This window comes from Solwaraspora sp. WMMB335 (genome assembly GCF_049179075.1).
Classification (GTDB): domain Bacteria; phylum Actinomycetota; class Actinomycetes; order Mycobacteriales; family Micromonosporaceae; genus Micromonospora_E.
In genome coordinates this window covers 7,286,166-7,300,220 of record NZ_JBMHMF010000001.1, presented here as the reverse complement: position 1 = coordinate 7,300,220, position 14,055 = coordinate 7,286,166, and the positions used below count along the sequence as shown (strand labels likewise).

13 protein-coding genes are annotated in these 14,055 nt (G+C 72.0%); 9 read left to right on the top strand and 4 right to left on the bottom strand.

What is annotated here, in order from left to right; translation table 11 throughout:
- Positions 1-94: 94 nt before the first annotated feature.
- Together ACN27F_RS31485 and ACN27F_RS31480 are read left to right on the top strand one after the other, a co-directional pair.
- On the top strand, positions 95-355 hold the full coding sequence (locus ACN27F_RS31485) for a hypothetical protein (RefSeq protein ID WP_421439093.1): 261 nt from the start codon (positions 95-97) through the stop codon (positions 353-355).
- 74 nt (positions 356-429) lie between these two features.
- On the top strand, positions 430-1,938 hold the full coding sequence (locus tag ACN27F_RS31480) for an APC family permease (RefSeq protein WP_421439092.1): 1,509 nt from the start codon (positions 430-432) through the stop codon (positions 1,936-1,938).
- A gap of 43 nt (positions 1,939-1,981) precedes the next feature.
- Here the strand turns inward: ACN27F_RS31480 and ACN27F_RS31475 are convergent, their stop codons facing one another.
- The 3 genes from ACN27F_RS31475 to ACN27F_RS31465 form a co-directional block, all read right to left on the bottom strand.
- On the bottom strand, positions 1,982-2,935 hold the full coding sequence (locus ACN27F_RS31475) for an ATP-grasp domain-containing protein (RefSeq protein WP_421439091.1): 954 nt from the start codon (positions 2,933-2,935) through the stop codon (positions 1,982-1,984).
- A gap of 57 nt (positions 2,936-2,992) precedes the next feature.
- Positions 2,993-3,325 (bottom strand): hypothetical protein, encoded by a 333-nt coding sequence (locus ACN27F_RS31470; protein ID WP_421439090.1) that lies wholly within the window; start codon positions 3,323-3,325, stop codon positions 2,993-2,995.
- A gap of 238 nt (positions 3,326-3,563) precedes the next feature.
- Positions 3,564-4,607 (bottom strand): heme o synthase, encoded by a 1,044-nt coding sequence (locus tag ACN27F_RS31465; RefSeq protein ID WP_421439089.1) that lies wholly within the window; start codon positions 4,605-4,607, stop codon positions 3,564-3,566.
- 315 nt (positions 4,608-4,922) lie between these two features.
- On the opposite strand from ACN27F_RS31465, the gene tkt reads away from it, so the two are divergent.
- The 6 genes from tkt to pgl are packed head-to-tail and all read left to right on the top strand — an operon-like array spanning position 4,923 to position 13,215.
- On the top strand, positions 4,923-7,058 hold the full coding sequence (gene tkt, locus ACN27F_RS31460) for a transketolase (protein WP_421439088.1): 2,136 nt from the start codon (positions 4,923-4,925) through the stop codon (positions 7,056-7,058).
- A gap of 12 nt (positions 7,059-7,070) precedes the next feature.
- On the top strand, positions 7,071-8,249 hold the full coding sequence (gene tal, locus ACN27F_RS31455) for a transaldolase (protein ID WP_421439087.1): 1,179 nt from the start codon (positions 7,071-7,073) through the stop codon (positions 8,247-8,249).
- Positions 8,246-9,895 (top strand): glucose-6-phosphate isomerase, encoded by a 1,650-nt coding sequence (locus ACN27F_RS31450; RefSeq protein ID WP_421439086.1) that lies wholly within the window; start codon positions 8,246-8,248, stop codon positions 9,893-9,895. Before tal ends, ACN27F_RS31450 begins: the two co-directional genes overlap by 4 nt.
- 34 nt (positions 9,896-9,929) lie before the next feature.
- Positions 9,930-11,444, top strand: coding sequence for a glucose-6-phosphate dehydrogenase (gene zwf / locus ACN27F_RS31445; RefSeq protein ID WP_421439085.1), 1,515 nt, complete (start codon positions 9,930-9,932; stop codon positions 11,442-11,444).
- Complete coding sequence (locus ACN27F_RS31440) at positions 11,441-12,454, top strand: glucose-6-phosphate dehydrogenase assembly protein OpcA (RefSeq protein ID WP_421439084.1); 1,014 nt, start codon at positions 11,441-11,443, stop codon at positions 12,452-12,454. Before zwf ends, ACN27F_RS31440 begins: the two co-directional genes overlap by 4 nt.
- A complete protein-coding gene (gene pgl, locus ACN27F_RS31435) occupies positions 12,451-13,215 on the top strand; it encodes a 6-phosphogluconolactonase (RefSeq protein ID WP_421439083.1) in 765 nt (254 codons plus the stop codon). The genes ACN27F_RS31440 and pgl overlap by 4 nt, the downstream gene beginning before the upstream one ends.
- A gap of 8 nt (positions 13,216-13,223) precedes the next feature.
- Here the strand turns inward: pgl and ACN27F_RS31430 are convergent, their stop codons facing one another.
- Positions 13,224-13,919: a TOPRIM nucleotidyl transferase/hydrolase domain-containing protein gene (locus tag ACN27F_RS31430; RefSeq protein WP_421439082.1), complete on the bottom strand. Its 696-nt coding sequence runs from the start codon at positions 13,917-13,919 to the stop codon at positions 13,224-13,226.
- Between ACN27F_RS31430 and ACN27F_RS31425 the strand changes: the two genes are divergently transcribed.
- On the top strand, positions 13,918-14,043 hold the full coding sequence (locus tag ACN27F_RS31425) for a hypothetical protein (protein WP_421439081.1): 126 nt from the start codon (positions 13,918-13,920) through the stop codon (positions 14,041-14,043). The genes ACN27F_RS31430 and ACN27F_RS31425 overlap by 2 nt on opposite strands.
- The last annotated feature ends 12 nt before the right edge of the window (positions 14,044-14,055 follow it).

Sequence of the window (14,055 nt, the reverse complement as noted above, 5' to 3'; positions counted from 1 at the left end):
CCGGGGCAGACCCCCACGGCACAGATGATCCGGGTGCGGCAGTCGCGGTTCCCCGTGCCACGGCTGCCGCACCCCTGGTCCGCGAGGGGGCGGCGTGCCGCAGGAGGACCCACACCTGCCGGTCCGCCCGTCCTGGGCATGCACCATCTGCGGCGCACCGTGGCCCTGCCCGCCGGCCCGGCACCGGCTCACCGCCGATCTGGACCAGGTCGCCCTCGGCGTGTACGCCGCGGAACTGATGGCGCAGGCGGCCCATGACCTGCCTGACATCTCCGCCGCTGACCTGTTCGACCGCTTCCTGTCCTGGACCAGGGATCCGAACGGCGGTTTTGATCCCGATGCGCGGCCGACGTAGCTTGCCCGCCGCAGGGCCGATCCACCTGCCCGGGTCCGACTGATCACGCTGAACGAACACCTGCGGAGTCTCCCGTGTCCACTTTTCGTTCCTCCCGCAGCGGAACCGTCGCCGCGACGCTGGCCCGGTCCCGCCTCGGGGTGCCACACGTCCTGTTCTTCGTCCTCGCCGCCGCAGCGCCCCTGACCGTGGTCGCGGGCGGCGCCAGCACCGGATTCGCGGTCACCGGGACCACAGCGGTGCCGATGGCGTACCTGCTCATCGCCGTGGTGATGGCGATCTTCGCGGTCGGCTACGTGGCGATGAGCCGGCATGTCGTCAACGCCGGTGCGATGTACAGCTACGTCGCGCACGGGCTCGGCCGGGTGCCGGGGATCGCCGCCGCGTTCGTCGCGTTGGTCGCCTACAACGCGATGCAGATCGGACTGTACGGCGCCTTCGGCGTGGTCGCCGCCGAGGTCCTCGCCGCCGGCGGGTACACCGCGCCGTGGTGGGTCTGCGCGCTGGTCGGCTGGGCGCTGGTCGCCGCCCTGGGGCTGGCCCGGGTCGACCTCAACGGTCGGGTACTGGCCGGACTGCTGCTGGCGGAACTCGCGGTGATCGTCGGATATGCCGTGGTCATGCTCGCCCACCCGGCCGGGGGTACGGTCGACGGCCGGGCACTGGATCCGGGCCAGCTGCTCACCCCGGGAGTCGCGGCGATGTTGGTCGGCGGAATCGCCGGATTCGTCGGGGTCGAGGCCACCACGGTCTTCGCCGAGGAGACCCGCGATCCGCGCCGGACCGTGGCCCGGGCCACCTACCTGGCCGTCGCGATCACCGGCACCTGCTATGCCGGATCGGCGTGGGCGATGTCAGTCGCCGCCGGCACCGACAAGGTGGTGGAACAGGCCCGCCAGCACGGCACCGAACTCATGTTCGCACTGGTCAGCCCGCATCTAGGGCAGTCTGTCGTGGACGCCGGGCGACTGTTGTTCCTCACCAGCCTGTTCGCGGCGCTGCTGGCGTTTCACAACACGGTGGCGCGGTACCTGTTCGCGCTCGGCCGCGAAGGAGTGCTGCCCGCCGCGCTCGGCCGGACCAACCGGCGCACCGGCGCACCGAAACTCGGTTCCCTCACCCAGAGCACGCTGGCCGTCGCGGTGATCGTCGCCTACCCCGCCGCCGGGCTGGATCCCATCACGCATCTGTTCTTCTGGCTGACCGTCACCGGTGGCCTCGGGGTACTGATCCTGATGACCGCCACCTCGCTGGCCGTGATCGGCTACTTCGCCCGGCACCGGCGTGTCGAGTCAGCCTGGCGTCGCTGGATCGCGCCGGGGATGGCCACGACCGCCCTCGGCGGAATCCTGATCGGCACCGTGACCAGCTTCGGCGACCTGTTGGGATTGCCGGACGCGTCCCCGCTGCGCTGGTGGTTCCCGACGGGCTACGCGCTGGCCGCGCTGGCCGGGGTGGGTTGGGCGCTGTGGCTGCGCGCCAGCCGGCCGGCCACGTTCGGCGCGATCGGCTGGGGTGCGGACAGCGCGACCGCGCCGCAGGCCGCGCCATCGCCACCGGTACGGCTGTCGACCCGGGTGTAGTGGCTCCCCGGCGCCGCCGGCATACCCGACACCGCAGACGTGCTCAGCTGCCGAGCGTGCCGGCCAGGCCGCGACGCCCGGTGTGGTGGGCGATGGCGTCGGCGAACCGCGCGGCGGCACCCGGCGCGTGGGCGAGGAACAACGACGGCTCGGTGAGTTCCAGCTCCACCAGCAGCGGTTCGCCGTCCGGCCCGGGAATGAGGTCCACCCGGGCGTAGAGCAGGTCGCCGGCGGACGGCACCGCGGCGAGCACCTGGCCGGCCACCCGCAGCTCGGCGGCGGACGGCTGCCGCGGCTCGATCTGCTCGGCCCGGAACAGGCCGGCGGTGCCCTCGTCCGGTCCGGCGAGCAGCGGGCCCTTGCGGATGGCGTGGCTGTAGGCGAGCCCTTCCGGTCCGCCGAAGAAGATCAGCGCGGTCTCGCCGTGGCTCGCCACCGCCGGCAGGTACGGCTGGACCAGCACCGTACGACCGGCGGCATGCAGCCGGTCGACGTGCGCCCGGGCCAGGTCGTCCTGGCCCCCGGGCTGCTGGGCGCCGGCACAGCGGTACCGTCCGGCGTCGACGCTGCCGGCGCCGACCGCCGGTTTGATCACGTACTCTCCCGGCGAGGCGGGTGCCCACCGTTGACCGGGAGCCAGCCAGTGGGTGGGCACGGTGGGCACGCCGGTCGCGGTCAGCTCGGCCAGGTACCGCTTGTCGGTGTTCCAGGCGACGACGTCGGCCGGGTTGGCCAGCCGGGGCACCTGGCGGGTCCAGGCGAGGAACTCACCGTGCCGGGGCACGTAGTCCCAGGGTGAACGCAGGACGGCGAGGAGATAGGCGTCCCAGTCGAGCCGGGCGTCCCAGCTCGTCGCCTCGGCCCGGATGCCGTGCTCGGCCAGTGGCGCGATCAGCAGTCGATCGTCCGGGTCGAGGTCGGGCAGGTCAGCACAGGTGACGAGCGCGACCCGGGCAGCTGCTGCCCGGGTCGCGCTCGGCTCGTTTCCTCCAGTCACAGGACTGGTCGTCGGTCGTTGTACACGGTGGAGATCGTACGACGGTCGGGCCGGCCGTCAGCGGGCGAGGCTGCGCCGCGACATCGACCGCCAGAGGTCGTTGCTGGGGCGCATCTGGTCCATCAGCTCCCGCTCCCACTCGTTCTCGACCTCGACACCTGCCTTGAGGCAGGCCGCGCGGGCCACGTCGGTACCGTCGGCGAACTGGTCACCCCAGGCGCCGTCCTGCCCCACCAGGACGATTCGCGCGCCACGCTTGCCGACGTATTCGATGACCGCCTTCGCGCCGCCGTGGCCAGCGGCGAAGGACCGGATGCCGGCGACCAGCCCGGAGGGCGCATCCGCGGTCACGGATTCGGTCGTCAGCGTCGTATCGGAACCATCTGCCATGGCCGAAGCGTAAGCAGACCGACCACGTTTCGCCGATCAGATGTCGGCTTTTTGTGACTCCAATTACCCGCGGGATTAAGAAAGCCCACAGATGATTGATGGTGATTTGCGCCCCTAAACAGGACGAATGTCTATCGCAAAGGACGACATAACGGACGTTGCACAACCGTTGCCCAAGGCCGGGTCGGGTAACAGTGGCATCACGTACACATCAGGCGATATCCGGCAGACCGTCGAATCAGAGCAGCGCATCCACCGCGACAGCGACGAACAGCACCGTCAGGTAGGTGGTCGACCAGTGGAACAGCCGCATCGGCTGCGGCGGCAGACCACGGCGGGAGCGGGCCGGCAGCCGGTGTGCCTCGGCCAGGAAGACCACGCCCAGCACGACCGCCGGCACGCCGTAGACCATCGACAGGCCCAGTGGCCACGCCGACACCGACGCCGCGACGGTGAGCCAGGCGAACAGCACGATCTCCGTGTCGACCCGGCGGGCCGAGGCGACCACCGGCAGCATCGGGATGCCGGCTCGGGCGTAGTCGGCCTTGTACTTGATGGCCAGCGCGTAGAAGTGCGGCATCTGCCAGCAGAAGACGACCGCGAACAGGGACCAGGCCAGCCCGGACAGGCTGCCGGTCACCGCGGCCCACCCGATGAGCACCGGGGCCGCCCCGCAGATCCCGCCCCAGAAGGTGTTCTGCGACGTGCTGCGCTTGAGCCACAGGGTGTAGACCAGGTCGTAGTAACCGATCGCCGCCAACGTCAGCCCGGCGGCCAGCCAGTTGGTGAAGGCGGCCATCAACGTGACCGACACCACGGCCAGCACCAGACCGAAGATCAGCGCGTGCCGGGGTGCCACCACGTGCGTGGGCAGCGGCCGCCGCTTGGTCCGGCGCATCAACTGATCGATGTCGCGGTCGATGAAGCAGTTCAGGGCGTTGGCCGCACCGGCCGCCAACGCACCGCCGACGAGCACCACCGCGGCCAGGCCCAGCGGCGGCAGACCGCCGGCGGCCAGCATCATCGTCGGCACCGTGGTGATCAGCAGCAGTTCGACGATGCGTGGCTTGGTCAACGACACGTACGCCCGCACCACGGCCAGCAGGTCCGCTCCGCCGGAGGCCGGATACCGCTGCCCGGTCACCACGTCCAGGCCACCCGCCGCGTCCAGGTCGGTCACCGCGTCCGCCACCGCGTCCGGATCGCCGGCCCGGCTCAACTCGGCGGCGGTGGACGTCATCCTCGCCCGATCAGAGGCGGGACGCTCGGTGACCATGCTCACGGACTGCACCTTCCGGCGTCGGCGCGGGTGACCTCTCGGCAGGCGGCGACCTGCCGGCCGGCGCTCGCTCGACAGCCTACGCGCAGGTATTTCCCCTGCCCGGCCGACCCTTGCCAGGTGCCGGCGATCACATCCGGGCCACCGCCGAGGCGCTGCCCAGCGGGTCGGTCGGCACCGCGCGCGGGGGTCCGATCGCGGCGGCCAGCCGGGCACCGGCCATCCGGTTGTCGAGATCGGCGGGCGCGCGTTCAACCCTGCTCGATAGGGTCGAGCCGAGGGTTCCGCCAAACCTGCTGGACGAGGAGCACATCCACCGTGGCTGCGACACCAACCGACGCCCCCCTGAACTGGTCCGACCTCGACCGCCGCGCGGTCGACACCGTACGCGTGCTGGCGATGGACGCCGTGGAAAAATCCGGCAACGGCCACCCCGGCACCGCGATGAGCCTCGCCCCCGCGGCGTACCTGCTGTTCAACCGGGTGATGCGGCACGATCCGAGCGATCCGGACTGGGCCGGCCGGGACCGCTTCGTGCTGTCGGCCGGCCACTCCAGCCTGACCCTGTACATCCAGCTCTATCTGTCCGGCTACGGACTGAGCCTGGACGATCTCAAAGCGTTGCGGCAGTGGGGCTCGCTGACCCCGGGCCACCCGGAACACGGCCACACCCGGGGTGTCGAGACCACCACCGGTCCACTCGGCCAGGGCCTGGGCAACGCGGTCGGCATGGCGATGGCCGCCCGCCGCGAACGCGGCCTGCTCGACCCGGACGCCGCCCCCGGTGAGTCGGTCTTCGACCACAACGTGTGGGTCATCGCCTCCGACGGCGACATCGAGGAGGGCATCACCCACGAGGCCAGCGCGCTCGCCGGACACCAGCAGCTGGGCAACCTCTGCGTCGTCTACGACGACAACCAGATCTCCATCGAGGACGACACCCGCATCGCGCTCAGCGAAGACGTCGCCGCCCGCTACGCCGCGTACGGTTGGCACGTGCAGACCGTCGACTGGCGGGCCGGCTCGGCCGGTGACGGCGAGTACCACGAGGACGCCGAGGCGCTGTACGCGGCGCTGGCCGCGGCCCGCGCCGAGACCGACCGCCCGTCGTTCATCGCGCTGCGCACGATCATCGGCTGGCCGGCGCCGAACAAGCAGAACACCGGCAAGATCCACGGTTCGGCGCTGGGCGCCGACGAGGTGGCCGCCACCAAGGAGATCCTCGGCTTCGACCCGGCCGGACAGTTCACCGTCGACGACAAGATCCTCGCCCATGCCCGCGAGGTGCTCGACCGGGGTCGGCGGGCACACGCCGCCTGGTCGGAGCGGTTCGAGGCGTGGGCGCAGGCCGACCCGCAGCGCAAGGCGCTGTACGACCGGTTGGTCACCCGTACCCTGCCGGCCGGCTGGACCGAGGCGCTGCCGGACTGGCCGGCGGACGCCAAGGGGGTCGCCACCCGGGCCGCCTCCGGCAAGGTGCTCAGCGCCCTCGCCCCGGTGCTGCCCGAGCTGTGGGGCGGCTCGGCCGACCTGGCGGAGAGCAACAACACCACGATGAAGGGCGAGCCGTCGTTCGTCCCGGCCGCGTACGCCACCAAGGAGTTCCCCGGCCACGAGTACGGCCGCACCCTGCACTTCGGCATCCGTGAGCACGCGATGGGCGCGATCCTCAACGGCATCGCACTGCACGGCGGTACCCGCCCGTACGGCGGCACGTTCCTGGTCTTCAGCGACTACATGCGCCCGGCGGTCCGGTTGGCCGCACTGATGAAGCTGCCGGTCGTCTACGTGTGGACGCACGACTCGATCGGTCTCGGCGAGGACGGCCCCACCCACCAGCCGATCGAGCAGTTGTCCGCGCTGCGCGCCATCCCCGGACTGGACGTGGTCCGCCCGGCCGACGCCAACGAGACCGCCTGGGCCTGGCGGGTGGCGCTGGAGCACACCGACCGGCCCACCGCGCTGGCGCTGACCCGCCAGGCGGTGCCGGTGATCGACCGCGAGACGTACGCGCCAGCCGACGGCGTGCGCCGCGGTGGTTACGTGCTCGCCGAAGCGGGCAACGCCCAACCACAGGTGATCCTGATGGGCAGCGGCTCGGAGGTGCAGCTGCTGCTCACCGCCCGCGAGCGCCTCGAAACCGAAGGGGTGGCCACCCGGGTGGTCTCGATGCCCTGCCAGGAGTGGTTCCGGGCGCAGGAGGAGGCGTACCGCGAGTCGGTGCTGCCCCGGGGAGTCAAGGCGCGGGTCAGCGTCGAGGCCGGTATCGCCATGTCGTGGCGGGACCTGGTCGGCGACTGTGGCGAATCGGTCAGCATTGAACACTACGGGGCCAGCGCGCCGTACCAGGTGCTGTTCGAGCAGTTCGGGTTCACCGCCGACGCGGTGGTCGCGGCGGCGCACGCGTCGCTGACCCGCGTCGGCTCCATCACCGGCTCCACCACCGGAAACTGAGGAGGCTTCCAGATGACCGACCGATTGGGCGAGCTCAGCGCCGCCGGCGTGGCGGTCTGGCTCGACGACCTGTCCCGCCAGCGGCTCAGCACCGGCAACCTGGACCAGCTGCGCCGGGAGAAGCACGTCGTCGGCGTCACCACCAACCCGACCATCTTCGCCGGGGCGCTGGCCAACGCCGACGAGTACAACTGGCAGCTGCGTGAGCTGGCCAGCCGGGGGGTGGGCGTGGACGAGGCGGTCCGCATGCTCACCACGTACGACGTGCGCTGGGGCTGCGACGTGATGCGCCCGGCGTACGAGGCCAGCGGCGGCGTCGACGGCCGGGTGTCGATCGAGGTGGATCCCCGGCTGGCGTACCGCACCGCGGAGACCGTCGCCGAGGCCAAGGCGCTGTGGTGGCTGGTCGACCGGCCGAACCTGTTCATCAAGATCCCGGCGACCGAGGCCGGCCTGCCGGCGATCACCGCCACCCTGGCCGAAGGGATCAGCGTCAACGTCACGTTGATCTTCTCGCTGGAACGCTACGTCGAGGTGATGGAGGCGTTCCTGGACGGCCTGGAGCAGGCCAAGGCGAACGGGCACGACCTGACCACCATCGGGTCGGTCGCCTCGTTCTTCGTCTCCCGGGTGGACACCGAGATCGACAAGCGGCTGGACAAGATCGGCAGCGACGCGGCCAAGGCCCTCAAGGGCAAGGCCGCGGTGGCCAACGCGCAGCTGGCGTACGAGCGCTACGCGGAGATCTTCTCCTCGGCCCGCTGGCAGGCCCTGGCCGACGCCGGCGCCCACCCGCAGCGTCCGCTGTGGGCCTCCACCTCGACCAAGAACCCGGCCTACCGGGACGTCATCTACGTCGAGGAACTGATCGCGCCCGGGACCGTGAACACCATGCCGGAGTCGGTGGTACACGCCTACGCCGACCACGGCGAGACCCGGGGCGACACCGTCACCGGCGCCTACCCGAGCGCCCGCAAGGTGCTCGACGACCTGGTCGGCGTCGGCATCGACCTCGACGACGTGGTGGCCACCCTGGAGACCGAGGGCGTGCAGAAGTTCGAGGCGAGCTGGTTGGAATTGCTCGACGGGGTGCGTTCCTCGCTGGAGGCGGCCGCCGCCGGTGCCGCCGAACCGAACACGGCCGCCGGTGGGCACGCCGCGGCGGCCGCACAGGCCGGGGGAAACGCATGAGCGACTTCTTCGACGGCGGTGTCGAAGCCGCCGCCGGACTGGCCGTCTACGGCGCCCAGACGGTCGACGCCAGTGCCGCCGCCTCCACCCGGGCGGCCCTGGTCGGTGCCGGCGTACCGGGCCTGCTGGCCCAGAAGGATCCGACCCTGTGGGGTCCGGACGCCGAGGCCGAGGCCAAGATCCGGCTGGGCTGGCTGGACACCTTCCGGCGCAGCCGGGAGCTGCTGCCGCAGCTGGCCGAGTTGCGCGCCGAGCTGGGTGACCTGGACCACGTGGTGCTGGCCGGCATGGGCGGCTCGTCGCTGGCTCCCGAGGTGATCTCGCGGACCATGGGCAAACCGGTGACGGTGCTGGACACCACCGACCCGGGCCAGGTCAGCGCGGCGCTGGGCGACCGGCTGGACCGCACCGTCGTGGTGGTGGCCAGCAAGTCCGGCGGGACGGTGGAGACCGACAGCCACCGCCGGGCGTACTGGCAGGCGTTCCTCGACGCCGGGCTGAGCGAGGCGGAGGCCGGCCGGCGGTTCGTCGTCGTCACCGATCCGGGTTCGCCGCTGGCCACCACGGCCGAGGAGATGGGTGCCTTCGTCGTGCTCGCCGACCCGCAGGTCGGCGGGCGCTATTCGGCGCTGACCGCCTTCGGGCTGGTCCCGTCGGCGCTGGCCGGGGTCGACGTGGCGGAGCTGCTCGACCAGGCCGAGGCGCTGTCCCCGGCGCTGGGTGGGGACAAGGACAATCCCGGGCTGGCGCTCGGCGCCGCGCTCGGCGCCGCCGCCACCACCGGGCGGGACAAGGTGGCGCTGGTCTCCGACGGCACCGGCATCGAGGGCCTCGGCGACTGGATCGAGCAGTTGATCGCCGAGTCGACCGGCAAGGACGGCGTCGGCATCCTGCCGGTGGTGGTCGAGGCGCCGGACTCTCCCGGGGTCGACGGTCCGGACGTGCTCACCGTCACCGTCGGCGGAGCCAGCGAACCGGGCACGGTGCCGGGCGGCGGGGTCCGTCCCGACCTGGCGGTCAACGGCCCGCTCGGAGCCCAGTTCCTGGTCTGGGAGTACGCCACCGCGATCGCCGGCCGGGTGCTGGACATCGACCCGTTCAACCAGCCCAACGTGACCGAGTCGAAGGAGAACACCAAGCGGATTCTGGCGGCCGGGCCGCCGTCGGAGTCACCGGCGTTCGCCGAGGCAGCCATCGAGGTGTACGGACCCGACGGTGTCCCCGGTGGGCTGGCCGGTGCGCTGCGCTGGCTGATCGACCGGGTCGACGCCGACGGTTACCTGGCCGTGATGGCATACCTGGACCGGTTCGGCGACGCCGACGCGGCGGCGGTACGCCCGCTGCTGGCCACGGCCGCCGGCCGGCCGGTGACCTTCGGCTGGGGTCCCCGTTTCCTGCACTCCACCGGGCAGTACCACAAGGGCGGGCCGCAGGTCGGCGCGTTCCTGCAGATCACCGGCGCGGTCACCGACGACCTGCCGGTGCCCGGCCGGCCGTACACCTTCGGTGAGCTCCAGGCGGCACAGGCCGCCGGGGACCGCGAAGCACTCGCCGGGCGGGGCCGGCCACTGCTGCGGCTGCACCTGACCGATCGGACCGCCGGCGTCGCCCAACTCCTGGACACGATTCGAAACCTGCCCGGCTGACAATAGGTCCGGATCGACGGACCGAGGAGGCGACGTGAACCCCCTGCGCGACCCGCAGGACCGGCGGCTGCCGCGCATCCCGGAGCCCTGCGCTCTGGTGATTTTCGGCGTCACCGGCGATCTGGCCCGCAAGAAACTGCTCCCGGGCATCTACGACCTGGCCAACCGAGGGCTGCTGCCGCCCGGTTTCGTGGTGCTCGGCTTCGCCCGGCGCGACTGGACCGACGGCGACTTCGAGGCACTGGCCCACGATTCCGCCAAGGACTACGCGCGCACCCCGTGGCGGGAGGAGGTGTGGGCCCGGCTGGCCGGCAACATCAAGTTCGTCGGCGGGTCGTTCGACGACGACGCGGCCTTCGACCGACTTTCCACCTGCCTGGACGACCTGCGCCACTCACACGGCATCCACGGCAACGCGGCGTTCTACTTCTCCATCCCGCCGTCGGCGTTCCCGCAGGTGCTCAAGCAGCTGGCGCGCACCGGGATGGCGGACAACGAGCGGTGCGGCGGCTGGCGCCGGGTCGTGGTGGAGAAGCCGTTCGGCTACGACCTGCCGTCGGCGAAGGCGCTCAACGACCTGGTCGACGACGTCTTCACCCGCGACGACGTGTTCCGCATCGACCACTACCTGGGCAAGGAGACGGTCCAGAACATCATGGCGCTGCGGTTCGCCAACAACCTGTTCGAGCCGCTGTGGAACTCCAAGTACGTCGACTCGGCGCAGATCACCATGGCCGAGGACGTCGGGATCGGCACCCGGGCCGGCTTCTACGACGCGACCGGGGCGGCCCGTGACGTGGTGCAGAACCACCTGCTGCAACTGCTGGCCCTGGTCACCATGGAGGAGCCGACCAGCTTCGACGCCGCCGAGATCCGGGCGGAGAAGCTGAAGGTGCTGCGGGCGATCAGCCTGCCCACCGACGTGGCCGCCGGCACCGTGCGGGGGCAGTACCTGCGGGGCTGGGTGGCCGGGCAGCGGGCGGTCGGCTACCTGGAGGAACCGAACGTTCCGGAGGACTCCACCACCGAGACGTACGTGGCGATCCGGCTCGGCATCCAGAACCGCCGCTGGGCGGGGGTTCCCTTCTACCTGCGCGCCGGCAAGCGCCTGCCCCGGCGGGTGACCGAGGTCGCGGTGATGTTCAAGACCGCGCCGCACCTGCCGTTCAACCGCACCGACGTGGAGATGCTCAGCAGCAACCAGCTGGTCATCCGGGTGCAGCCGGACGAGGGCGTGGTGCTCAAGTTCGGCGCCAAGGTGCCCGGCACCACCATGGAGGTACGCGACATCGCCATGGACTTCCAGTACGGCGAGGCGTTCACCGAGGCCAGCCCGGAGGCGTACGAGCGGCTCGTGCTCGACGTGCTGATCGGCGACCGCACGCTGTTTCCCGACGCGGCCGAGGTGGAGCAGAGCTGGCGGGTCATCGACCCCCTCGAAGAAGCCTGGCAGGGCGTGCGGCCGGAGTCGTACCGGGCCGGCGAGTGGGGCCCGCGGGCCGCCGACGAGATGCTGGCCCGCGAGGGCCGATCCTGGAGGAGAGCATGATCAGCCTGTGGGACACCACTGGCAACGAAGTGGTCAAGGCCCTCGCCGCGGAGCGACGCAGCGCCGGCGGCGTGGCCAGCGGCATGGCGCTGAGCCTGATCGTGGTGGTCGACGAGAAACGGGTACGCGAGGCGGAGGCGGCGGCCACCATCGCCGCCGCCGCCCACCCGTGCCGGCTGCTCGTGGTGGTCCGCTCCGACGTCGACCGCAAGGTCAGCCGGCTCGACGCCGAGGTGGTCGTCGGGGGCCGGCTCGGTCCCTGCGAGGCGGTGGTGATGCGCACCGCCGGCCGGCTGTCGCTGCACGCCGAGTCGGTGGTGATGCCGCTGCTGGTGCCGGACGTGCCGGTGGTCACCTGGTGGCACGGCGAGCCGCCGGAGCAGATCGCGAACGACTACCTCGGGGTGGTCGCCGACCGGCGGATCACCGACTCGGCGCAGGCGCCGAACCCGGTGCAGGCGCTGCTGCAACGGGCGGTGGACTACGCACCCGGCGACACCGACCTCGCCTGGACCCGGATCACGCCGTGGCGCACCCTGGTGGCCGGGGCGTTCGACACCACCGAGGCCCAGATCACCGGGGCGACGGTGACCGCCCCACGGGCCGAGCCCACCGCCGCGCTGATGATCAGCTGGCTGGCCGCCCGGCTCGGCATCACCCCGCGCTGGGCGGAGACCACCGAGTTCTCCCAGCTGCGGGCGGTCGAGCTGAGCTGCGCCAACGGTGACGGGCTGCGGATCGTCCGGGAGGACGGGTCGGCGATGTTCACCCGTACCGGCCAGCCGGACCGCCAGATGCCGCTGGTCCGCCGGCCGCTCGGCGAGGAACTCGCCGAGGAGTTGCGCCGGCTCGACGCCGACCAGGTCTACTCGGAGGCGCTGGGCACCCTGGCCGGGCTGCCGGAGCTGCCCGCCCGGCCCGGCAAGCGGGTGCACATCTGGAAGGACCCGGCCATCCCGGCCGCGGACGCGGACGCTGCTGCGGCCGAACCGGTCCGGAGCGGCACATGAGTGGCACCAGCCTGATCGTGCACCCGGACGCCACCGTGCTGGCCCACTCGGTCGCCGCCCGGCTCGTCGTGCGGCTGATCGACGCGCAGGCCGAGCGGGGCGCCGCGTCGATGGTGCTGACCGGTGGCCGGGTGGCGGCGGCGGTGCTGCGGTCGGTCGCCGGCTCGCCGGCCCGCGACGCGGTCGACTGGTCCCGGGTCGACGTGTGGTGGGGCGACGAACGGTTCCTGCCGTCCGGTGATCCGGAGCGCAACGAGACCCAGGCGCGCGCGGCGTTGCTCGACGTCCTGCCGCTCGATCCGGACCGGGTGCACCCGATGCCGGCCAGCGACGGGCCGGACGGCGACGACCCGGAAGCCGCCGCCGCCCGGTACGCGGCCACCCTGGACCGGGTCGCCGGGTCGGGCACCGCGCCGCTGCCGCACTTCGACGTGCTGATGCTCGGCGTCGGCGAGGACGGGCATGTCGCGTCGGTCTTCCCGCGACATCCGGTGACCGGCGAGACCCGGCCGGTCGCCGCGGTCCGGGACAGCCCGAAACCACCGCCGACCCGGATCACCCTGACGCTGCCCACCATCGACACGGCCGACGAGGTGTGGCTGGTCGCCGCCGGAGCGGACAAGGCCGCGGCGGTCGGGCGTGCGTACGGTGGCACCGACCCGGTCGCGGTGCCGGCGTCGGGCGTACGGGGTGTGCGGCACACCCGCTGGCTGCTCGACAGGGCCGCCGCCGCCGAGCTGGCAGCCGTGTCGGCCAGCTGACCGGCGGGTCAGCGCTCGTCGACGGCGGTGAGCAGGGCGTCGAGCGGCGGCGGCAGGGTGCCCCGAGCGACGGCCGCCTCGACGAGCAGTCGGGCGTAGCGCGACTTGCGCCGCGAACCGCTGCCCATGAACCGCCGCAGCTGTGCTTCGGGCCGCCGGTGACGCCAGGCCGGCTGACCCTGCAGGGTGCGCAACGATCCGAGATCGCCCTGCGCCGCGAGGACGGCCTCGACCCCGCCGACGCCGACGGCCCGGATCAGTTCGTCCTCCAGGTCGTCGACGCAGCCGAAGAAGCCGAGATCCGCCAGGTCGGCCCGGGTACGCACGGCGCCGACCCCGGCGTCGGCCAGTCCCCGCCGAACGATCTCCAGCTCGGGCAGGTCGCACAGACCGGCCAGCCGCACCCGCCGATGTAGCGGGCCGAGTCTGGTCAGGAACCGGCCGATCGCGTGTGCGCCGCCGATCGGCACGACCACCACCCGTTCCGCGTCGAGATCGCGGCCACGACCCGCTGCTGCGGTCTCCACCGCGATCTGGTCGCTGATGCCCTCGACCAGCACCACCGCCACGGCGTGATCGATCTTGGCCAGGGCACGGGCCGTCGCCCGGACCGGAGCTCCGGGACCGCTGAGGTAGCCGTCGAGCGCCAGCCGGGCGAGTTCCCGCCGACGGGCGGCGTCCGGCGGCCCTGCGCTGGTGGCCATGACCGTCATCGTCGGTGACGCCGACGTGGCCGACAACCGGTTAACCGCGCCCGTGACCGCACCCACTCCGGGTGACATCGCCACATATCTATTGACAAACCTTGTTAACAGTCAGAACCTGTGAGAGCGCTCTCTC